The sequence below is a fragment of the Prevotella histicola genome (genome assembly GCF_055385135.1).
Window position 1 is genome coordinate 1,383,626 of sequence record NZ_AP043793.1, and the last position, 23,358, is coordinate 1,406,983.

The following is a 23,358-nucleotide window of genomic DNA, read 5'->3' on the forward strand; positions in this document are numbered from 1 at the left end:
GATGGATGATAAGTGATAATAAATACCACCAATCAAAACACTTCACCGAATAATCTCTGTTTCAGAACGCTTATCCTAAATAATATCAAGTAAAAAGCACCTTTTTCTTTGTTCCATATCTTGCAGCGATACCACAAAACACAGACAATGAATTGATCGGTTCGTTTCTTTTACCCATCTATCTGATATAAAATCAAACAGACGCTTCTTGTACTACTTCTCTGTTTATGTAAATCTTTTCAAAGAACTCTTTCTTTATCGGCGACAACTCTCACTCCGAGATGTCCCGGCTTATCGTATAGTTAGATTAAATATCATGTTTTATCCGAAAAGCGATGCAAAGTTAGAAAGTTCTCTTCAATCCTCCAAACTTTCTAAAGATTATTTTTAGATAAAATACATTTTTCTTCCACAAATTGACTTACATCAATCTTTTCGACCAATAATTTGATTATATTTGCAGATGAAATAAAATCTCCATAACGATGAGACACTTAAGAACAGAAGCTATTTTAGGGGGTAAAACATGTACTCTCCACATTGAAGACAATGCAAGAGTTCTTCTCCTACAGCCCGTAGATGGCCATGACAGGGAGGAGTTAGAACAACAAATAAAGTATATAGAAGAACACACTAAGGTACCTTTTATTCATGTAGCCATCCACATTTCCAAGTGGAACGATGAATTAACGCCCTGGCCAGCACCACCAGTTTTCGGAAAAATACCCTTTGGCGAAGGTGCTCATGACACCTTATTATATATAAGGGAACTATTACTTGCAGAATTATATGCTCAATTTTGCCTTGCAGAAAACGACATTACAGTTTTTTTAGGGGGATATTCCTTAGCTGGCCTCTTCTCTCTTTGGGCAGCCTACCAACCCCTTTCTCTCTTCGGCGGCATTGTTGCGGCATCCCCATCAGCATGGTACACAGGATGGTTAGCCTATGCTGAGAGTCATACTCCACAGGTGAAACATGCCTATCTGAGCTTAGGTGACAAGGAAGAAAAGACAAAAACAAAGATAATGTCGACCATAAGCAAAGACATTCTGCAGCAAGAAGAACTTTTAAAGCAAAGGAATATCAACTGTAAGATGGAATGGAACGAAGGCAATCACTTCCAAGACAATGGTATAAGAACCGCGAAGGGATTTGTTTGGTTAATAGATAATGCATTATAAAAAGACTTTACAAAAAGTAAACTTGCAAGGTTGATATTTTACAATAAAACCTCTTAAAATTGGATTTGTAACATACAGATATACAAACAGTTAAGAACACTAAAGTAAAAGACGCCCTTTTACACTCTAAAAGACGCCCTTTTGCATGCTAAAAGATGCCCTTTTGACAAGCAAAAGGGCATCTTTTGAATTGCAAAAGAGCATCTATTGAAATCTACACCATGAAATTATATTACACAGAAGACTATTATCTACACCATAGAGGGTGTCATTTCCAAATCTTAAATGCTATAACACACCCTCTTGGGGATATCATTTCAACCCCGTTAAGCGGCGAGCTTCGGGTGTAAGATACTTCTCAATCTTACTATAAGGAACAGTGAAAGTGGGCATGCCAATGGCATATGCGCCTATCTCATACTGTCCATACACAAAGACAACACCATCAGGTGAGAGATAAGGAGCAGCTGCGGGAAGTGGAATGATACCATTTTCGATAAACAACCCATCCATAAACCCCTTAATATCAGCATCCGATACCGACTCACCATCATTCTTAGCGACATCTACAAAATAGCTCTTGACACCTTCTTTCAGAATAGGTTGCAACGCCTTAAGGGCAGTTGAATCTACTGGATAGCCTATTTGACTTCCCGACTTTTTGTCGAATGTGACACCACGAAGCGACGCCATACCATGTGCACCACCCTCATATAAAGAGAAAACAGAAGTATACGTAACGTAATCTGCTGTATCATAGACCTTATTTACAGACAAGGAAATGCTATATGGATGCCTTTTTACTTCCTCATCACCCTTCCCAAGAGACTTCAAAGACTTAAACGTAGCATCTGCATAATAAGCAATCATCCCCTTACCATCAGTAAGATGATTATAAGTTTTCGGTGCAACAGTTTGATCATCTGGGGAAACTACGACACAACCAGCCATCTCTTTAGAGAGGAAAGTACGCAAGGAATCAACAAGAACACGAGGTCCTGAAACAGGAAAATCACAAGAGAAGTCAACACTTGCTGCGTCATCACTAAACGATTTCCCCAAGGAATCAACCAACAACGAGTCATTTGCCCCTTGAACTGCTGATTTTTGTCCTACAGAATCAGCCATATCCTTCATTGCAGGAGTCCTACCACCAGCACAACCTATCGTTGCAACCATTGTCAGAGACAATGTACATAAAAATAAACACTTCTTCATAATTACTCATCTAATACCTGTTAAGAGAGCACAAATATAGTCTTTTCCCTTGCTTTCTACAAAACATTCCTTATTTTTGTGGCACCAGTTAATGAACAATAAGAAATAATAAGCACATGAGAATCAGTATTATAGGAACCGGGATGATAGCAACTGAAGTCATCAGTATGCTTCGAACAGAAGGTAAAGGGATTGAAATTACAAGCCTATTCTCACACAGCGATAAGGAGAAAGCACAGTCACTTGCGAAGGCAAACAGGATAGCACGTGTCTACACCGACTATACCCAACTGCTGAAAGAAGACAATGCCGACTTCGTTTACATCGCCTTGGTCAACAGTGCTCACTATGACTACGTTCGTCAAGCATTAGAGGCTGACAGGAATGTCATCGTAGAGAAGCCCTTCACCACTTCTCTTTCTCAGGCTGAAGAACTTGCTTCTCTGGCACGAAGTCGTAACCTTTACCTCTTTGAAGCCGTGTCACTTCTTCATACACCCAACTTCAAATTGGTCAAAGATAGCCTTACTCGCATTGCCCCCATACACCTTGTGCAATGCAACTTCTCACAGTATTCAAGCAGATTTGAACGCTATCTGCAAGGCGACATAGCCCCAGCATTCAATCCAAAGCTTGGTGGAGGAGCCATGAACGACCTCAATGTATACAATATCAACATCATAATAGGACTTTTTGGTGAACCTCTTACAACGGCATATTATGCGAATCGAGGTCACAATGGTATTGATACCTCAGGCACAATGATACTTTCTTATCCAACACTGACTGCCACCTGTACTGCAGCCAAGGACTCCAGCAGTCCTTCATTCACCATTATACAAGGCGAGAAAGGCTGGATTCGCATCCCGACAACAGCCAACGAGTTTGGCAGTGTAGAGATTATGGAAGGTGGAAAGCTTACCAGTTATCAGCGCAACGCATACGAAAGTCGTCTCACTCATGAGTTTATGGACTTCAAAGATGTCTGGGAAAAGAAGGATTACAAGCGCATGGAAGAATGGCTTGACACCTCCCTGACGGTTGTAAAAGCCATTGAAGCCAAATAACCATACGGTTAAAATGAGAAAGAAAGTCTATCTCTCATTAATAATACTCCCACTGTTAGTATGCCTTGTGATGGGTGGTGGGGCAGCTTACATGTTGTCTTATTCCATAGAAAGCAGTACCCACAGCTATGCCTACCGATGGGAAAAGCTGCAAGAAGAATACCCTTCTATGCGCCAATGGCTTGACAGTATCAGACAATCGCATGCCTTACGCGACACAACCATCAAACTTCGCAATGGCTTACGGGCGCATGCTTTCTACTTAAAAGGCGATTCTGCCTGCGGAAGGACTGCCATTTGCATCCATGGATACAAGGACAATGCACTGGGAATGCTGTATCTTGCCCATATATATAATAAGGTGATGCGGATGAATGTGCTCCTCCCCGACCTCCATGGGCATGGGAAGAGCGAAGGGAAAGCCATCCAGATGGGTTGGAACGACAGAAAAGACATTGAACAATGGATACCCATTGCTGAGCGGATGTTCCGTGACAGCCATCATCCTTCACGCATTGTGTTGCACGGAGTATCCATGGGAGCAGCCACAACGATGAATGTTTCGGGTGATAAGGGTGTCCCATCGTATGTAAAAGCTTACATAGAAGACTGCGGATACACAAGTGTTCGTGACGAATTTGCTGATCAACTCAAAGCACAATTCGGCATTCCGGAGTTCCCTTTGCTCCCTATTACCTCCCAATTATGCCAGATGAAGTACGGTTGGAACTTCTATGAAGCAAATTCATTACGGCAGATTGCCCACTGCCACCGCCCTATGCTCTTCATACATGGCGATAATGACACCTACGTTCCTTCATGGATGGTGCATCCACTCTATAAGGCTAAGCCTCAACCCAAGGAACTTTGGATCACCAAAGACTCGGAACATGCAAAGAGTTATAAGGATTATCCCGAGCAATATACGGCAAAAGTAAAAGCTTTTGTGAGCAAATACTTCAACTAAACACCCCCTCTTAGCACAGAGTTTCCCATACAACTAACAGAGCCGAACTAACCGTTCGGCTTTTGTTTTATACCCATTACACACTCATTCTGTACGTGTCTTATATCTTTTTTATCCCTTTAAAGTATTAGTTTCACTACGTTGGAACATAAGTTTCACTATGAAGGAACACAAGTTTCACCATGAAGGAACAGAGAAAAATCCATCATATACAAATTAGGATGTCGTTCCGAGCAATCAAAAACGGCATTCCGAATGATTCGAAAGTATAAGTAAATACGTGGAGATGCTATAAGATTCTCTCATAAAACACAGGGAAGCTTATGTCTCATTGGTATAAAAAGATGTGTTTTTCAATAGCTAATTCTCAAAAATCCTATTACGATTTCTCACTCTGTCAGTATCTTACGCACATGGCGTAGGCTCTCTTCAGTAGGCGGTTCTACCTCTTTAAGCGTGTAAGGAATCCCTAATTGTTCCCATTTATATACACCTAAGCTATGATAAGGAAGAACTTCAACACGCTCAACATTGTCCAATGTATCAAGAAAAGCACGATACCGATGCAATGACTCATCGTCATCATTAATGCCAGGAACTAATACGTACCTTATCCATACTGGCTTATGAATATCTGAAAGATAACGGGCACAATCAAGAATGCCCCTGTTATCCCAACCAGTAAGTTGCTTATGGGCATCGCTATCAATGTGTTTTATATCAAGTAAGACCAAGTCGGTAAAGTGCATCAATTGCTCAAAAGCAGGGAAAAAGTTTTCCTTTCTGCTGAACGGTTGTGCCGAAGTATCAAGACAAGTATTGACTCCTAAGGCTTTTGCCTTACGAAAAAGCTCTGTTAATGGGCGTACTTGTAGCAAAGCTTCACCCCCACTTACGGTGATTCCACCCTTATCTCCCCAGTAACTTCTATATCTCAAAGCTTGGGATAGGACATCATCAACAGAGCGGAGGTTACCCCCCGCCCTGTCCCAAGTATCTGGATTGTGACAGTATCGGCACCGCATTGCGCACCCCTTAAGGAAGATTACGAATCGAATACCTGGTCCATCAACCGACCCGAACGACTCAACGGAGTGTACCCGAAGCATCGTTTCAGTAGTCGGAAAGTCTGAAAGATCTGTTCTTTTACTGTCCACTCTACATTGATCCATGTGCACGACGAGCAATAACATCCAACTGCTGCTCACGTGTAAGGTCGATAAACTTCACAGCATAACCACTGACACGAATGGTAAAGTTGGCATATTCCTCCTTCTCCGGATGTTCCATACAATCAATGAGCTTGTCAACTCCGAAGACATTTACATTCAAATGGTGTGCACCCCGGTTGAAATAACCATCCATTACACCAACAAGCGTGTTGACACGTTCCGCTTCATCATGTCCAAGAGCATCTGGACTGATGGTCTGTGTATTGGAGATTCCATCCAAAGCATACTCATATGGAAGCTTAGCTGTTGAATTCAAAGATGCCAATAAGCCGTTCTGTTCAGCACCATATGATGGGTTTGCACCTGGAGCTAACGGTGCACCAGCTGGTCTACCATCAGGCATATTACCCGTAAACTTACCATATACAACGTTCGAAGTAATGGTAAGAATACTTGTTGTTGGCTCAGAATGACGATAAGTGTGGTGTTTACGAATCATATTCATGAAAGTTTTAAGCAACCAAACAGCAATATCATCAGCACGATCATCATCATTTCCGTAACGCGGGAAGTCTCCTTCTGTCTTGAATTCTATAGGGAATCCTGTCTCATCACGGATGATATTTACCTTAGCATACTTAATAGCAGAGATTGAATCGACCACATGACTGAAGCCAGCGATACCCGTTGCGAAGGTACGACGTACGTCTGTGTCAATAAGTGCAAGCTCTGCAGCCTCATAGAAGTACTTATCATGCATGTAATGTATGAGGTTCAAAGTGTTCACATAGACACCTGCCAGCCATTCCATCATATCCATAAAGCGAGGCATAAACTCATCATAGGTCACCACATCACCCTCTATCGGGCGGTAAGCTGGTCCACATTGCTCACGCGTCTTACTATCAACGCCACCGCTAATAGCATAAACAAGGCATTTTGCAAGGTTCGCACGTGCTCCGAAGAACTGCATTTCCTTTCCTGTCTGTGTAGCTGATACACAACAACAGATAGAATAATCATCACCCCATATAGGACGCATCACGTCATCATTCTCATACTGTATAGAGCTTGTTGAGATGGAAATCTTTGCTGCATAGTCCTTGAAATGCTTCGGAAGGCGTGAACTATAGAGGACAGTAAGGTTCGGTTCAGGTGAAGGACCCATGTTTTCTAACGTGTGAAGGAAGCGGAAGTCGTTCTTAGTTACCATTGAACGACCATCCATTCCTAATCCTGCAACTTCCAAAGTAGCCCATACAGGATCGCCAGAGAACAGTTGATTATAAGAAGGAATACGTGCGAATTTTACCATTCGGAACTTCATTACCAGATGATCGATAAGCTCTTGCGCTTCTTTCTCCGTAAGTGTACCTTCTTGTAAGTCTCGTTGAATATAAATATCGAGGAAAGTTGAGATGCGACCAACGGACATTGCAGCACCATTTTGTGTCTTTATAGCTGCAAGATAGCCGAAATAGAGCCACTGAACAGCCTCTCTTGCATCATTAGCAGGCTGAGATATGTCATAACCATAGATAGATGCCATCTCTTTCATCTCACGTAAAGCCTTTATCTGCATAGATATTTCTTCACGTAAGCGGATGATTTCTTCTGTCATCGTACCATCACCGCAATTGCGAAGGTCCTTTGCTTTCTCGTTGATGAGGAAGTCTACACCATAAAGTGCTACACGTCTATAGTCTCCAACGATACGACCTCGCCCGTAAGTGTCGGGAAGTCCTGTAAGAATATGGTTGTGTCTTACAAGCTTCATCTCATCTGTATAAGCATCAAAGACGCCATCATTGTGCGTTTTACAGTACTTTGTGAAGATTTCATGAAGCTTTTCAGAAGGTTCATAGCCATAGGTTGTACAAGCTTGTTCTGCCATTTTGATACCACCATAAGGCATAAAAGCACGCTTTAAAGGCTTATCAGTCTGCAGACCGACAACCTTTTCCAACTCTTTTGTCCCTTCTCCGATATATCCAGGACCATAAGCAGTCATACTAGAGACCACCTCTGTCTCCATATCTAAGACTCCTCCTTTAGCACGTTCCTGCTTCTGAAGGTCTTTAAGTAGTCCCCAGAGTTTGTTAGTTGCTTCCGTTGGTTCCTCTAAGAACGAAGCATCACCATCATAACTTGTGTAATTGTCTTGGATAAACTGGCGCATGTTGACCTCATCGAGCCACTTCTCACCAGCGAAATTCCTCCATGCCTTTTGCATAATTGTATGGTTCTTATTATGTGAAAGATTTAATTAAAACGCCTATAGTTGTTCTTCACAACAAAGCATGACTAAATACAGGGGGTAAAGTTAGGTAAAAAATAATATAATGTCAAGACTTTGAGAGAAATATAATAATGAATTATCGAGGCGTAAGTTATGAGATTATACCTACAAATGAGTACTTTGTTTGCGCATGGATGGGCTAAATCCTTCTGTTTTATATATGTTCCAGCTCCTTTTTTATACGAGATGTTCTTATACTTGATAATATATTACATTCCATTTGGACATCCGCACCATGTGTGCTAGGCATCAACACTACATGTGCTAAGCATCAACACCACACGTGCTAGGCGTCAGCACCACATGTGCTAAGCATCAACACATTGATGAAAGACGAAGAGATGTGTATTATTTCATCATCTTTAAATGGATAATGAGATACCAATTACTACTCAAGACATGAGACATCATCAGGTGGGAACAATGCTAGAACGTAAGCTGGAAGCATGAAAAAACGGACAATAGGCACCAGTCTATTGTCCGTTTCACTTACCATTTCTTTATCAATCACTTCATACACATACGTGCTTGAACCACATTTATAATGAAGTCTCCTAACCTCTCACACTCCTGAATGATGTCCATATACATTGTACCGATGGTATATGTGTACTTATGATCGTTCACATCCGTGATATTCTGCGTACGAAGCTGGCTTCGATAGTTGTTAATCTGATTCTCCATAGTGAACGAACGGTCGACATTTACCTCATTCTTATGCTTGACAAGTACTGCTCCCATCTGCGTCAAGGCGTCATCTACCAGTTCGAACATCTGATTGATGTTATCAAGCTGAGCCTCTGTAAACTCTTCTTTTGCCGCACGTCTGCGCCCAATCGTACGTGCTATATGCAGGCAAGAGTCACCAATACTCTCAATTTCGCTTATCTCACGCAGCATCTGACGTACCTTTTCCTTCGTATCATCACTAAGATGAGCATCGCTGACTTGGTCCAAATACTTTGCAATCTCCACCTCCATATCATCTGAACGGTCCTCATACTTATCAATACGGTCGAAAAGTTGTTCAAAAGTATCATCTTCTTTAATCGTCAGAAGGTCACGAACCATCCCGAACATGTGCTGTGTAAACTCCGCATAAGCATGTATCTCTTTGGATGCTTCCAGCACAGATAGCTCCGGAGTCTTCATGATACCAGCCTGGATAAAGCGTAGCCGGAACTCATCATCCTCCTTGTTTGCCTTCGGTTTGATGATCCAACATACCACACGTTCCATCTGTGGGATGAACCAAATGAGGACTGCAGTGTTGCAAACATTGAAACATGTATGGAACATAGCAAGCACAATAGGGAGGATAGTAGCCTTTTGTGCGGCAGACAACGTAGTGTTCTCTGGGGCATAACCCACCATCCGGCACACCATATCGACGAAAGGATAGAACAAACAGAGCACCCAAACAACTCCAAAGACATTGAAAAGCAGGTGGGCAAAGGCTGCACGCCGTGCTTGAGTGTTGGCTCCGAGGGCAGCAAGATTGACTGTTGCCGTTGTCCCGATGTTCTCTCCCATCACCAAGGCAATACCCAGATAAATCGGTAATACACCCGTTGAACAAAGCAAGATAGTGATAGCCATCACCGCAGCAGAGCTCTGTACGATACAAGTGATAAGTGTTCCGATGAGCAAAAAGATGATAATTGTAAGGTGACTACTGGTATCAAACGACTTAAAGAACTCTATAGCAGCTGGATTATGCTCCAGATCGAGTGCCTTACCAGCACTACTCAACAGCACAAGAGCAAAGAAAAGAAAGGCAATACCAAAGAGGAAATCACCCACATAACGGCGTCTCTTACTGTAAATGAGGATGATTCCAAGGAAGAAAGCAGGGAAGACAACCAACGTAAGGTCGACATTGAAACCGAAAGACATGATCCATGCCGTGAGTGTTGTACCAATATTGGCACCCATAATGACCGAAATAGCCTGCGCAAGGGTAAGAAGTCCGGCATTCACAAAGCTTACCGTCATAACAGTTGTTGCTGATGACGATTGCACAGCACAAGTGATAAAGGTTCCGGTAAGCATTCCCGTGAAACGATTAGTGGTCATTGCACCGAGAATATGGCGTAATTGCGAGCCTGCCATCTTCTGTAAAGCCTCGCTCATAACCTTCATTCCGTAGATTAACAAGGCTAAAGAGCCGAGAATCTTCATAAAAACAATAAGATAGTCGCTTGTAGTCATGAATAAAATATAATGTTATTGACTTTGAATTCAGGGGTTAATTGAATAGTATATCCTATCCTTATATAACTCTATTTTCATCTGCAAATATACGAAAAGACCTCCCTTTCATAAAGAAAAGAGAGGTCTTTTATTTTTGTGTATTCGTTTTTTAACTAAAAAACGAATGCCTTTTCCTACGCACCTTGCTGCTTTACGCCCATTCGAGCCTCAACAACATTCACGACATAGTCGCCCAATTTCTCACACTCTTGTATGATATCCATATACATTGTACCAATGGCATAGGTGTACTTGTGGTCATTTACGTCATTGATATTCTGTGAACGCAACTGGTTTCGATAGTTATTTATCTCATTCTCTATATTGAATGAGCGGTTAACATCATTATCTTGACGATGTCCAACAAGGATTTTATTCATCTGAGTGAGGGCATCATCCGTCAGTTCGAACATCTGATGCATGTGCTCATATTGCTCTTCCGTGAAGTCTTCCTTGCCCTTGAAGCGTCTGTTCTCCGTACGTGCAATATTGAAACAAGCATCACCGATACTCTCAAGCTCTGATATCTCACGCAGCATAGAGCGTACCTTATCCTTTGTTTCATCACTCAAATGAGCGTTACTTACCTGATCCAGATACTTCGCTATCTCTATTTCCATATTGTCAGAGATACCCTCATACTTCTCAACACGTGTATAAAGCTTATTGAACTTGTCGGCATCCTGTTCAACAAGTAACTCCCTTACCATACCAAACATACGCTGGATACGCTCGGCAAACGACTTGATTTCCTTTGATGCTTCAAGCACTGAGAGCTCTGGAGTCTTCATGATTCCAACCTGAATAAAGTGTAGACGGAACTCGTCTTCGTCCTTGTTTGCCTTCGGCTTGATGATGATACAAACCAGTTTCTCCAAGTATTTGATAGGTCCAACGAGGATAAGCGTATTGGCAATGTTGAACGTTGTGTGGAAAGCAGCAAGCACAAAGCTCAGCTTAGCAGCATTGGCAGCAAAGCCAGGAGCACCCTTTGGCATAGTAACATCATATCCTACCCATCCACAAATCATATCAACGAAAGGATGGAAGACACACAATACCCATACAACACCGAAGACATTGAACACCATATGCGCCATAGCAGCTCGCCGTGCCTGCGTGTTTGCTGTGAGAGCAGCAAGGTTTGAAGTCACCGTTGTACCAATATTCTCACCCATTACCAGTGCGATACCCTGATAAATAGGCAACACTCCCGTTGAACAAAGAATCATTGTGATGGCCATAATAGCAGCAGAACTCTGCACACACATCGTCAAAACACTACCAATAAGCAGGAAAACAATGGTTGTAATGAAGCTCTGCGGATCAAACTGGCTAAAGAATTGCAGCACAGCTGGCGTATGTCCAAGGTCCATATCAATCCCTGCCTGGCGCAATGTGCCCAATCCGAGGAACATAAAGGATATACCGAAGAGGAAATCTCCTATCAGTTTACGTCGCTTTGAATAGATTAATACGATACCAATGAAGAATGCTGGCCACACAAAATCAGTGATGTTAAACGAGAAACCAGCTGACATGATCCATGCCGTAAGCGTCGTTCCGATGTTTGCACCCATGATAACCGATATGGCTTGCACAAGGGTTAGGAGTCCGGCATTCACAAAACTCACCGTCATCACCGTCGTTGCGGTTGATGATTGCACGGCAGCTGTAATGAAAGTACCTGTAAGAATTCCTGTAAAACGATTAGTAGTCATTGCGCCAAGGACGTGACGCAACTGCGGGCCTGCCATCTTCTGCAAGCTTTCGCTCATTGATTTCATACCGAACATCAGCAATGCCAATGCACCAATGAGCTTAAAAAGTATCCAAACCGACATATATTATATTAATTTGTGATGTATATCTTTTGGGAATCTGCGAAACTTTCTCTAATTTTACCAACCGTTTTAAACAGCCGGACGCTATTGTCCACCGACAAATTAATCCTGATTAGCAATGAAACAAGTACTGCAAATCCGCTGCAAAAATAATAAAAAAACTCAAGAAGTCCCAATGGGAAGTACACTTTCTGACATTTATAAGGAAATTAATCTGCAATTACCTTATGAGCCAGTGAGTGCAAAAGTAAATAATAAGGTAGAAGGATTACACTACCGTGTCTATCATAATAAGGACATAGAGTTCCTCGACTTGCAGTCACCATCAGGTATCCGGACCTACACCCGATCACTGTTCATGGTGCTTTGTAAAGCCGTTCACGACCTCTATGCAGGCAGTAAAGTTGTCATAGACATCCCTGTGTCGAATGGTTATTACTGTAACATAAAGCTCGGACGCCCTATTACGACAGAAGATATAGACCGAATCCGTACTCGAATGCAGGAGATTATCAACGCCAAGATGCCTATTCAGCGTTTTGAAACAACAACTGAAGATGCCATAAAGATATTCACTACGTTAGGCGATGAGCAGAAAGCGAAGCTCTTACGCAGCAGTGGATCACTCTATAGTGTCTATTATATCCTAGATGATTATAAGGATTATTACTACGGTTCTATGCTAACGAACACCGCACAGTTACGTCTCTTTGGACTGGAACCCTACTTTGATGGTATCCTTCTCCGCATCCCTTCCACGCAGGACCCAACCAAATTAGGCGAGCTCGTACGGCAAGACAAGATGTTTGAGGTGTTCAAAGAGCACCACAGATGGCAGAGTATTCTTGGTATAAGGACGGTTGGCGACTTCAATGAAGGCGTAAAGAATGGCTTTTCAACTGACCTTATCAACGTCAGTGAGGCGTTACAAGAAAAGAAAATATCACAGATTGCCGACACCATAGCAGAGAAAAAGAACATCAAAGTCGTTCTTATTGCCGGTCCATCATCAAGCGGAAAGACCACCTTCTGCAAGCGTTTGTCCGTGCAACTCCTGGCAAGTGGAGTGAAACCCGTACAGATTTCTCTGGATGATTACTTCGTCAATCGACACGACACACCGAAAGATGAGAATGGAGAACTTGACTATGAGAGTATCTATGCACTGAACATCCCGTTGATAAACGAACAGTTCAATGCGCTCTTCCGTGGTGAAGAGGTGGAGCTACCCAAGTATAATTTCCAGACAGGGACGAGTGAAAAGAGTGGTAAGAAGCTGCATCTTGAAGAGAATAACGTGTTGGTAGTGGAAGGAATCCATGCCTTGAACCCATTACTAACAGAACAAATAGCCAACGAAAAGAAGTTTAAGATCTATGCTTCAGCCCTCACAACCATTCTCTTAGACAATCATAACTACATCCCAACGACGGATAACCGATTGTTACGACGCATTGTGCGCGACTATAAATACCGTGGTTGTTCAGCTGAAGAGACCATCCATCGGTGGCCAAGTGTGCGTGCTGGTGAAAACAAATGGATCTTCCCCTATCAAGAACAGGCGGATGTCATGTTCAATACAGCTATGCTCTTTGAGCTTGCCGTCATCAAACCGCAAGCTGAAGAAGTGTTGGAACAGGTGCCAGAGAACTGTGAAGAATATGCCGAGGCTTACCGTCTGCGCAAGTTCCTCAAGTACTTTGCACCGCTACCGTTCCGTGATCTTCCTCCAACATCACTGCTAAGAGAGTTCTTAGGTGGTAGTTCTTTTAAATATTAAATACCCCTTTAAAAGAGCAGGGAGGATAGATACTGTAAAGATTATTCACCTTCCACTTTGCAATAGGTGCTCTTTTGCATTGTAAAAGACGCCCTTTTGCATTGTAAAAGATGCCCTTTTAGCATGCAAAAGGTGCCCTTTTGAGACTCAAAAGGGCACCTTTTACTTTGCCATCTACAATCCTTTGATAATCTGAAGGTTACAAAGTCATTAAAAATCGATTTCTCCTTAAAATGTACTCTGTCGTCTTCTCTTTTTTGTAAAGGTTTTTCCAACTTCAAGATTTCAGCCCCTTCCCTCTCTCTTGGGTTTATTAAGACAGAGGGAACAAGCCTTTACTTCAGTTTACGCTCCAAAACTCTGAGCAGGTCAAGAGGATGTTTCTTCATGTCTTTCAGTGAGAAAGCATCGCTTTGCAGATACTCATCCATCTTTGGGAAACGCTCGAAACACGAAAGAAGTGTCTTTTTTGCCGATATACGTATACCTGTTTCAGGAACGTAATAAGTCACAACAACATCATCACTTTTAAGACAATAAGAGAAAGCTATTGACTCTTCGATGTAAAATGTACTACCACTACTACTATAATCTACTGTAGGAGACATAAAGCCAAGTACCTCTTTCCCCTCATAAGTCTGCTCCCAAAAGTACTTATGATTTGTTTTCTTCAGGCTCTTAGGCATCGAAAAGATCTTACAAGCATATAAAGATAAGTATTTAATTTGCTTTCCATCCTTTGTTAACTCCAACTCCTTTGCATCATCAGCTTCGTATTTTGTCTCCTTTCCTGTTGGTGTTGGTGCAATAAACAAGGTCTGTATATTATAAATATTCTGACCATATACACTTGCCATCACCCTTGCTTTCTTAAAGTTAACCAAGTAACCCGACACTTTACTACCATCATTGAGCGTAAGAACACAAGGCAAAGGAGTGAACTTCTCTTTCTCTTTAGCACTAATTGATACGACACCTACCAAGAGCATTAGTAGGGTTAACATGATAACATGAAGCTTTTTCATAACTCTTTTTATTTGTTTTAGTTAAAAGTTCTTTTATTAATACTGCAAAGATATATATAAAATGTGAAACGAAGAAAAAGACATATCGGTTTTATTGGTACTACTTTACAAGTCAAATAACACCATAAATTTAAGAATATTAGAGCCATAGAAGTCTCTGTAAATATATAGGAGCAAAAAAGAAGTGCTCTTTTTGACCTTCAAAAGAGCACTTCTTAATTTACTATTGTCAATCTTTTAAGAAATAGAAAGTTCCCTATTGGATAATAGACTTTCTATATTTATATCACAGTTCTCTCCCCTTACTTATCCATGAAGAGGCTTTGAAAGAGGGAAATGATTTTTTATTCTCTCTCAATAGTAAACTAAAATAAGGAGAAAAGAGCCTTTATTTCAGTTTACGCTCCAATACTCTGAGCAGGTCAAGAGGGTGTTTCTTCATGTCTTTCAGTGAGAAAGCATCGCTCTCCAGATACTCATCCATCTTTGGGAAACGCTCGAAACACATGCGAAGTGTTTTCTTTGGCCATGCACGTGAACCTGATTCTGGTACAAAATAAGTCACAGCTACGTTGTCACCTTTAAGACAATAAGAGAAAGCTATTGACTCTTCAATCTTTGTACCAGTCCAAGGATTGTAGCTTCTATCAATGGTTGGAGACAAGAGACCTATCACATCCTTTCCTTCATAAGCTACTTGCCAGAAGTAACGATGGTTTGTTGGCTTCAAGTCCTTAGGCATCGTAAACACCTTAGTGGTATAGAGTGAAAGGAACTTCATTGTCTTTCCCTCAACAGTTACCTCAAATTCCTTAACATCATCAGCTGTATATTTTGTGATCTTCCCCGTCATTGAAGGTGATACGAACAGTGTCTGCAAGGCGATAACGTTCTGTCCATACATACTTGCCATAACCTTTGTTGTTTTTACATTAAAGACATAACCTGATACTTTGTCGCCATTTTGAAGTGTAATGACACACTGTACGGGCTCTTCCTTCTTGTCTTTAGCATTAATTGATACGACACCTACCAACAACATGAGTAGTGTCAACATGATTACATGAAGCTTTTTCATTATTATTATTATTCGTTTTAGTTGAAAGTTCTTTTATTAGTACTGCAAAGATATATATAAAATGTGGGAACAGAAACAACTGTTAAGGATTTTGTCTATACTATTTATGATTTTAATAATAGATTATCTACCATCATAAAGGCAAAAGAAAAGCCCCCTAACCTTTACAAAAGCAAGGTTAGGGGACTTGTTCCTTATATCTTAATTAGCGGTCGAGCTTCCACGTAACACCGTCCTTAGTGTCCTTAACCTGGAACCCTGCAGCCGCCAAAGAGTCACGAATCTGGTCACTGACAGCCCAGTTTTTCTCCGCTTTAGCCTTAGCACGAAGGTCGAGAACCATATCAACAACCTTGCCATAAGCTTCCTCACGAGCATCATTATTGGCTCCACGCTCATTCTGAAGACCAAGGATATCGAAGGCAAAGAGCTTCATCGTATCCGTCAACTCCTGTAAATCATCAGCAGAAATCTGTGCCTTATGATCGACAATAGTGTTCACAAGATGACAAGCTTCGAAAAGATTTGATATGACAGCAGGCGTCATAAGGTCGTCATTCATCGCATCATAACACTTCTGACGAAGCCCAGCAACGAACGTCTTTGTATTCTCATCAGATGCAGCAGAAGGCTGAATGCGTGCTAAATCCTCGATACCATTCATCAAACGTTCGTATCCTTTCTCTGCTGCTTGCAGTGCTTCATTGGAGAAATCAACGGTCCCACGATAGTGAGCAGAGAGGATAAAGAAACGAATTGTCATTGGAGAATAAGCCTGAGAGAGCGTATCATGCTTGCCAGTAAAGAACTGTTCAAGTGTAATAAAGTTCCCTAAAGACTTGCCCATCTTCTGTCCGTTGATGGTAATCATATTGTTATGCATCCAATATTTCACCATTTGGTCGCCTTGTGAAGCCACAGCTTGAGCTATTTCACACTCATGATGGGGGAAGATAAGGTCCATTCCACCACCGTGAATATCAAAGTGATCACCCAAATACTTACGTCCCATAGCCGTACACTCGCAGTGCCAGCCAGGGAAACCATTACTCCATGGCGATGGCCAACGCATGATATGCTCGGGCATAGCACGCTTCCAAAGCGCAAAGTCAACCTGATTATGCTTCTCACCGACACCTGCTAACTCGCGAGAGTTATTGATCATGTCGCTAAGATTACGCCCAGAGAGGATGCCATAGTGGTGATCCTTATCATATTTCTCCACATCAAAGTAGATACTACCATTGCTTTCATAAGCATAACCATTGGCAAGAATCTCCTTGACAAGCTCCTCCTGCTCAATGATATGTCCCGTCGCATGAGGTTCAATGCTTGGTGGAAGCACATTAAGAGCACGCATCGCGTCATGATAACGGTTCGTATAATACTGCGCAATCTCCATTGGTTCCAACTGTTCAAGGCGTGCTTTCTTCTCTATCTTATCATCACCTTCATCAGCATCATGCTCTAAATGCCCTACATCAGTGATGTTCCGGACATAACGAACCTTATAACCGATGTGCTTAAGATAACGGAAAAGAATATCAAACGTTATTGCTGGGCGAGCATGTCCTAAGTGTGGATCACCGTAAACAGTTGGTCCGCAGACATACATTCCCACGTTTGGCGCTGCTATCGGCTGAAAAAGTTCCTTCTTACGATGCAGTGTATTGTAAATAACTAAGTCTTGCATAATCAGTTGTCTATTACTTAATGATGCAAAATTACAAAAATATTGTCAGTCATAACACGCCTATGCTGATTTTTTATTATCTTTGCTTCATATCCACAAGAGATATCAACCAAACTGAAAAAATGAATGTTTAATCAATAAAAAACTTAGGATTATGATTATCACAACAACCCCGACCATTGAAGGTCACCCTATTATTGAGTACAAAGGTATTGTAACTGGAGAGACTATCATCGGTGCTAACGCATTTAAAGACTTCCTTGCAGGCATCAGAGACATCATAGGTGGACGCAGTGGGTCCTATGAAAAGGTGCTTCGAGAGGGCAAAGACACTTCTATACAAGAGATGATCCAACGTGCCGAAGAGCTTGGTGCTAACGCCATTGTGGGTATTGACCTTGATTATGAGACTGTTGGGCAGGGTGGTTCTATGCTCATGGTCACCTGTTCTGGCACAGCTGTAAGAATCTAACCACGAACTTACAGTAAACAATCAGCCTACAAAAACAAAAAGAGGATACGCTTTTAGAGGCGTATCCTCTTTTCTTATACAACCCTTTAACACTATGAGAAATATTCATACTTATCTGATTTCGTTTTAATAATACGCCTCAGCTCTGTTTTTTACCACTACTTTGAATGCGCCAATATACGCCTTGCAGTTTTATATCATACGCCTTGTCATTCTGTAACCATTATGATTTCTTATTCCCACCATGATCAGGCGAACATGAGACATGTGCTTCAGCCATACGAAGCACTGTCTGAAACAAGTAAAAGCATAGACAAAAAGACTCCCAAACCTTTCTATAGGCTTGGGAGTCCATATGCTATGCACGTTCCTTATGATTTATATTAGAACGTTTCCTTTATTATTCATCAAAACCAATTGGGCGAAACTGATGCTGTTCTTCACTATATACGAAGCCTGCATCATGTAGACGAGACTTAAGTTTATCAACATCTTCGCCGAAATTATAACAGAGTGATTCCAAAGAATCAAACTCTTCATCACGCAGTAGCATGTTTGCACTACTTACAAGGATCGCTGGATCCTGTGGTAACTTATCCATATTCTTTATTCTATTAACTTACTTCATTGATTCACTTACAAACTGTAGAGGGAGAAGTTCCTTTACTGTATTGATAACATAGACGCCTCCTGTACCATAAAGAAGGATACGGATGGGCTGTTTGTATCGATCTTCTATCTCTAAGATTACCTGTCGACAGGCTCCGCAAGGAACTATCGGATCGTGCATCAACCCGTACTCATTACGGGCAGCAATGGCAAGAGCCGTTACAGGTTGGTCTGGATAATTTGACTGTGCAGCGAATATTGCAGAACGTTCAGCACATAATCCCGATGGGAATGCAGCATTTTCCTGATTAGCACCCATAACTTCTTTGCCATTGGCAAGGCGTAAAGCAGCCCCAACCTGAAAACGACTATAAGGGGAATAGCTGTTCTCTGTAGCCGCTATAGCTGTCTGAATGAGATGTTGATCATCAGCAGATAGTTCATCAAAAGTGCCGAAACCAATCTTTATACTTAGGTCTATTGTCTTCATTTATGTATTTGTCTTATGACTGGGAGACTAATAAGTTAATTACTCATCAGCTCATAACATCCTATATCCGGCTTATTATCACGTGGCTTACCATCATGATCTTTCGCAAAACGAGTATCATTCAGGACCTTACCAGCATCAACAGCAGCCAATTTCTCTCCATCTCTTAGCTTCAAAAGGTGGAAGTTGAAACGCTGTTTGTCTGCATCAACCATAACAAACTGTTTCTCACCACCTGATGGATAATCCTTCGTGTTCTCCCATATCACATCCGTAAAATGAGTAAGTAACGCTGTATCCTTAGGCTTATCAGTGCGTAATATACAATGATCAAACTGATAGTTAGCCATCATATTATCCCTATTATCAACCATTACAACATCATCAGCGTATCCTGTAATCAAAGAGTTTACGATATCAAAGCTCTGTAAAGCATACTCCTTGTCGCCCAAATGATTGCTGATACGGAGTGCAGCCCCACGATTTCCATCGAAAGGATAGAACTGAGCAAAGGTGCAATGTGTTAACGTTGTCTTACCACCAAGGAAGGAAGCACAATCCATTAGTGTGTTGGAAAACTGAGTGTTATAAGCTTCAACCGTACTACCTACCGCCTGTAAACCATATCCTTGACAGTTATGGACAGTAGAGTTGGCAAGCAAAAGCTTCTGTTGTGCTGTGTTTGAACTGTCACAAACAATACCATCATAGGCAGAATGAAGATCAGTATACATGAGAACATTGTCGTAACTGTCCTTATGGAAGTGTATTCCCCTCCACTGTCCGCTCACACGATCATATGGAAGATAAGAGAACATCCAGTCAAGACGATCGCCACGAAGCACCACAGGGTTATCAGCCGTACCCTCACAACGTAATGTTCCATGTACGTCTATAGCAGCTTTGTTGGAGAAATAGAGTGTTGTTCCTGCAGGAATGGTCAGTGTTGCACCAGCAGTAACCTTTAACGTGTCCTGTAAAACAATAGGCTTTGAACCTGTAAGAGTCGTATTCGTAGTCACGTTTAATCCTTTCAGGAGCTCCGCATCCCAACTATAGACATTGAGATTCACCTTCTGTTGTACACCACTCTCAAGCGTAAAGATGAGATTATCCGTAATCTGCTGTGGGGTAGTAGCACTATTAATAGGCGATGTCATCTCTACAAAGACCCGAATACTATCTTTATTACGCACCTCAAGATTGTTTGCCTGATAGCCATTAGAAGCATCAAGACTTATCCCATCGACATTCACACGAAAGCCTGTCTGGTTTCCTTGTGCCAATCTTACGTTTGCCAAACGTAAGCCATCACCAGAGTTATTATAGACCCAAAAGGTTTTCGTTGGTGTTGGAACGTTCGAGAATGTAGTATCAAGTCGCAGTGTATCTGTCGAAAAAGACAGAAGATTACCAGTTGATGTTGAGAAAGAATCATCATCGGAACATGCTGCCATCATCACGACGGATGCAAGAAGGAATAATATAGTTAATTTCTTCATCATATATCTTTTAGTTCTTAACTAACGGTATTGTAAAATGTTTATTGCACAATCCGTCTTATTCCAAGTCAACATGTTCTACACTAATCTCATCATTAAGAAAGATACGAGCACTCTCTTTAAACTTCTCAGGATTCTCTGTTGTAAGATACTTCACGGTACCATGCTTCGTACAACGACGCTCCATGTCAGGATGACGATGAAGGTAATCCTGAAGACTTTCGGCAACATACTCTCCCTGTGGGACTATTTTTATCCCACGCGGCACATGCTTCAAAATCTTCGACATCAGTATAGGGTAATGAGTACAGCCAAGAATGACAGTATCTATTTCAGGGTCAAGGCGCATAATATGATCAATACGCTTCTTAACAAAGTAATCAGCTCCAGGGCTATCTGCTTCATTGTTCTCTATAATCGGGACCCACAAAGGACAAGCTACACCTGTTACTTTCACATCTGGCCATAACTTCTGAATCTCCATATTATAGCTATGACTCTTTACTGTTCCCTCTGTTGCTAACAAACCTACATGTTGTGAATGGGTCAGTTTACCTATAATTTCAGCTGTAGGACGAATGACTCCCAGCACTCTTCTGTTTGGATCAAGCTTCGGGAGATCATTCTGCTGTATGCTACGGAGAGCCTTTGCGGATGCCGTATTACAACCCAAAATAACCAACTGACAACCTGACTCAAAGAGTTTCATAACAGCCTGACGCGTAAACTGATATACAACATCAAAGGAACGTGACCCATAAGGTGCACGAGCATTATCCCCTAGATAGAGATAATCGTACTCTGGAAGAAGCTGACGAATACCATGTAAGATTGTCAGACCGCCATAACCAGAATCAAAAACTCCAATAGGTCCTGGTGCTTGTGAATAGCTTGTCATTATCTTTTTACCCTTTCACCTTACTTAAGCACAGCAATGAGTGCATCTGTGATATCCTCTCCCTTCGCTGTATCCACATACAAAAGAGTATTATTATCTGAATTGAGAATGAAAGCATAGCCACTTTCCTTCCCCATCCCACGAACTGTTGCATCAAGTTTTCTGCGAACAGGAGCATAAATATCATCTTCTGCTTTCTTTAATAAGCGTTCTGTCTCCTTACGGAAAGCCACATTACGATCCATCAGTTCTTCTAATTCGGCCTGTCTTTTACGAAGAATAGATGGCTCTAACTTACGTTGCACATCAAGAAATTCCTCATAACGACTATTAAAATCGTCAGCAGAACGCTTCGCTTCGGCATCATATTTTGCTTTTAAATCATTATAACTACGTGTCGCCGCAGCATAGTCTGCCATCGCATGCAATACTTTGTCATAACTAAAATAAGCGAATTTCAATACTGGAACCGTTTGCTGAGCAGCTGCCATAAGCGGCAACAACACCATAGCAAAGGACAAGAATAATTTCTTCATCATATGTATTTTATGTCTCTGAATAAAAAAAGGTCATCGCAAGAATATAAACTCATGCGGTGACCTCACCCTATCTCTTACTTTATAATATTAAGGTAAGAGAATAAATGACGGGGCAAAGGCACCCGTTCTCACTTTTACTTCATCTTAGCCAGCTGGGCCTTAACCTCTGCAGTGATATCCTTGCTAAGTGCTTCATTGATATACAATGGTTGGCCTGCTGCCTTTTCCATAATATAAACATAGTTACCAGCCTTAGCTACTGCTGCAATAGCATTACGAACTTTCTCAAGAACAGGGCCAAGTTGCTTCTGCTGCTCCTCATTGAAAGCCTTCTGGTTGTCCTGAGCTGTCTGCTGGATCTTGTTATACATATCCTGTAAGTTCTTCTCTGTTTCAGCCTGCTTTGTTGCATTCATTGTGCTCTTAGACTTATCATAAGCATCTGCCTGACGCTGAAGTTCTGCCTGCATATCTTCAAGCTGCTTCTGATATACTTTACCTTTAGCCTCCAACTTACTCTGAACAGCTGTAGCCTCTGGAAGAGATTGGAGAAGAGCCTGTGAATCTAAGTGACCAAACTTCTGTGCAAACAATGTCATCGGTGCACAGAGCATCAACATTAAAAATAACTTTTTCATTTTTCTTATCGTTTTAATTGTTTATAAACTCGTTACTGATTTGAATAACCAAGCTTCTGTAATACTTCATTGCTGATATCAACCTTAGGTGATCCATAGATTATACCTGCAGAATTGCTAGAACGATCAATTACAAGACTATAGCCACGCTGGTCAGCAATGTCCTTGACAGCATTATAGATTTCATCTTGTATTGGGGTTATCAAGCTCGTACGCTTCTTAAAAAGTTCACCTTCAGGACCGAAATACTTACGCTTGAGGTCTGAAGCTTGCTTTTCTTTTGCAACAATAGCCTCTTGTTTTTTCTTCTTTTGTTCTTGAGAAAGGAAAACAACTTCGTTCTGATAGTTCTTATACATTGTAGAAGCTTCCGTATTGAGAGCCTCAACTTCAGCTTGCCACTTCTTACTGACTTGATTTAACTGTTCGTTAGCACGCTCATAAGCAGGCACATTACGGAGAATATACTCCATATCAATTAGTGCAAACTTCTGCGCAGAAGCTGACAAAGGCAAAAGAGTAAAAAGGTAAAGAGGTAAAACATACCTCAATACTTTGCTCAATATCTTCTTTTTATTCATCATCCTTCTATATTTAATTATAAACCTATAAATCCTTTTTATACAGATT

20 protein-coding genes are annotated in these 23,358 nt (G+C 41.5%); 5 read left to right on the forward strand and 15 right to left on the reverse strand.

The genetic code is table 11. The annotated features are described in order from the left end of the window. Nucleotides 1–485: 485 nt before the first annotated feature. Complete coding sequence (locus ACZ48L_RS05720; protein ID WP_025792642.1) at nt 486–1,184, forward strand: alpha/beta hydrolase-fold protein; 699 nt, start codon at nt 486–488, stop codon at nt 1,182–1,184. Nucleotides 1,185–1,496: 312 nt separating this feature from the next. Here ACZ48L_RS05720 and ACZ48L_RS05725 read toward each other — a convergent pair whose 3' ends face one another. Continuing rightward, complete coding sequence (locus ACZ48L_RS05725; protein ID WP_044113980.1) at nt 1,497–2,402, reverse strand: DUF3298 and DUF4163 domain-containing protein; 906 nt, start codon at nt 2,400–2,402, stop codon at nt 1,497–1,499. Nucleotides 2,403–2,518: 116 nt separating this feature from the next. On the opposite strand from ACZ48L_RS05725, the gene ACZ48L_RS05730 reads away from it, so the two are divergent. Next, complete coding sequence (locus ACZ48L_RS05730) at nt 2,519–3,469, forward strand: Gfo/Idh/MocA family protein (RefSeq protein WP_025792640.1); 951 nt, start codon at nt 2,519–2,521, stop codon at nt 3,467–3,469. Nucleotides 3,470–3,482: 13 nt separating this feature from the next. Further along, nucleotides 3,483–4,436, forward strand: a complete 954-nt coding sequence (locus tag ACZ48L_RS05735; RefSeq protein WP_025792638.1) for an alpha/beta hydrolase — start codon at nt 3,483–3,485, stop codon at nt 4,434–4,436. Between the two features lie 389 nt (nt 4,437–4,825). On the opposite strand, the gene pflA is transcribed toward ACZ48L_RS05735, so the two are convergent. The 4 genes from pflA to ACZ48L_RS05755 all read right to left on the reverse strand — a co-directional run bounded on the left by pflA (nt 4,826) and on the right by ACZ48L_RS05755 (nt 12,004). Beyond that, entirely contained in the window at nt 4,826–5,608 is a 783-nt protein-coding gene (gene pflA, locus ACZ48L_RS05740; RefSeq protein ID WP_044113979.1) for a pyruvate formate-lyase-activating protein, read from the reverse strand. Continuing rightward, nucleotides 5,595–7,841 (reverse strand): formate C-acetyltransferase, encoded by a 2,247-nt coding sequence (gene pflB, locus ACZ48L_RS05745; protein WP_008823328.1) that lies wholly within the window; start codon nt 7,839–7,841, stop codon nt 5,595–5,597. Before pflB ends, pflA begins: the two co-directional genes overlap by 14 nt. Before the next feature lie 573 nt (nt 7,842–8,414). After that, nucleotides 8,415–10,118 carry a Na/Pi cotransporter family protein gene (locus ACZ48L_RS05750; protein ID WP_464721963.1) on the reverse strand — a complete coding sequence of 568 codons (1,704 nt, stop codon included), beginning with the start codon at nt 10,116–10,118 and terminating at the stop codon, nt 8,415–8,417. A gap of 176 nt (nt 10,119–10,294) precedes the next feature. Then, nucleotides 10,295–12,004, reverse strand: a complete 1,710-nt coding sequence (locus ACZ48L_RS05755) for a Na/Pi cotransporter family protein (protein ID WP_008823330.1) — start codon at nt 12,002–12,004, stop codon at nt 10,295–10,297. 118 nt (nt 12,005–12,122) lie between these two features. Here ACZ48L_RS05755 and ACZ48L_RS05760 point away from each other — a divergent pair, with 118 nt between their 5' ends. Then, on the forward strand, nt 12,123–13,784 hold the full coding sequence (locus tag ACZ48L_RS05760) for a nucleoside kinase (protein WP_025792634.1): 1,662 nt from the start codon (nt 12,123–12,125) through the stop codon (nt 13,782–13,784). 335 nt (nt 13,785–14,119) lie between these two features. Here the strand turns inward: ACZ48L_RS05760 and ACZ48L_RS05765 are convergent, their stop codons facing one another. From ACZ48L_RS05765 to cysS, 3 genes are all read right to left on the reverse strand, one after another. Continuing rightward, nucleotides 14,120–14,809 carry a hypothetical protein gene (locus tag ACZ48L_RS05765; RefSeq protein ID WP_008823332.1) on the reverse strand — a complete coding sequence of 230 codons (690 nt, stop codon included), beginning with the start codon at nt 14,807–14,809 and terminating at the stop codon, nt 14,120–14,122. Between the two features lie 388 nt (nt 14,810–15,197). Continuing rightward, nucleotides 15,198–15,887, reverse strand: a complete 690-nt coding sequence (locus ACZ48L_RS05770) for a hypothetical protein (protein WP_008823333.1) — start codon at nt 15,885–15,887, stop codon at nt 15,198–15,200. 205 nt (nt 15,888–16,092) lie between these two features. Further along, entirely contained in the window at nt 16,093–17,580 is a 1,488-nt protein-coding gene (gene cysS / locus ACZ48L_RS05775) for a cysteine--tRNA ligase (RefSeq protein WP_025792633.1), read from the reverse strand. Nucleotides 17,581–17,734: 154 nt separating this feature from the next. Here cysS and ACZ48L_RS05780 point away from each other — a divergent pair, with 154 nt between their 5' ends. After that, nucleotides 17,735–18,052, forward strand: coding sequence for a heavy metal-binding domain-containing protein (locus ACZ48L_RS05780; RefSeq protein WP_025792631.1), 318 nt, complete (start codon nt 17,735–17,737; stop codon nt 18,050–18,052). Nucleotides 18,053–18,452: 400 nt separating this feature from the next. On the opposite strand, the gene ACZ48L_RS05785 is transcribed toward ACZ48L_RS05780, so the two are convergent. From ACZ48L_RS05785 to ACZ48L_RS05815, 7 genes are all read right to left on the reverse strand, one after another. After that, entirely contained in the window at nt 18,453–18,653 is a 201-nt protein-coding gene (locus tag ACZ48L_RS05785) for a DUF4250 domain-containing protein (protein ID WP_025792628.1), read from the reverse strand. An 18-nt stretch (nt 18,654–18,671) separates the two neighbouring features. Then, nucleotides 18,672–19,151, reverse strand: coding sequence for a cytidine deaminase (gene cdd / locus ACZ48L_RS05790; protein ID WP_025792626.1), 480 nt, complete (start codon nt 19,149–19,151; stop codon nt 18,672–18,674). 35 nt (nt 19,152–19,186) lie between these two features. Further along, the gene (locus tag ACZ48L_RS05795; RefSeq protein ID WP_025792624.1) at nt 19,187–20,653 is read right to left on the reverse strand and encodes a hypothetical protein; all 1,467 of its coding nucleotides are present in this window, start codon (nt 20,651–20,653) and stop codon (nt 19,187–19,189) included. Nucleotides 20,654–20,711: 58 nt separating this feature from the next. Beyond that, a complete protein-coding gene (murI, locus tag ACZ48L_RS05800) occupies nt 20,712–21,551 on the reverse strand; it encodes a glutamate racemase (protein WP_025792622.1) in 840 nt (279 codons plus the stop codon). A 20-nt stretch (nt 21,552–21,571) separates the two neighbouring features. Beyond that, on the reverse strand, nt 21,572–22,087 hold the full coding sequence (locus ACZ48L_RS05805) for an OmpH/Skp family outer membrane protein (RefSeq protein WP_025792620.1): 516 nt from the start codon (nt 22,085–22,087) through the stop codon (nt 21,572–21,574). Nucleotides 22,088–22,224: 137 nt separating this feature from the next. Continuing rightward, nucleotides 22,225–22,728 (reverse strand): OmpH/Skp family outer membrane protein, encoded by a 504-nt coding sequence (locus ACZ48L_RS05810; protein WP_008823344.1) that lies wholly within the window; start codon nt 22,726–22,728, stop codon nt 22,225–22,227. A gap of 32 nt (nt 22,729–22,760) precedes the next feature. Beyond that, entirely contained in the window at nt 22,761–23,309 is a 549-nt protein-coding gene (locus ACZ48L_RS05815; protein ID WP_008823345.1) for an OmpH/Skp family outer membrane protein, read from the reverse strand. Between the last annotated feature and the right edge of the window lie 49 nt (nt 23,310–23,358).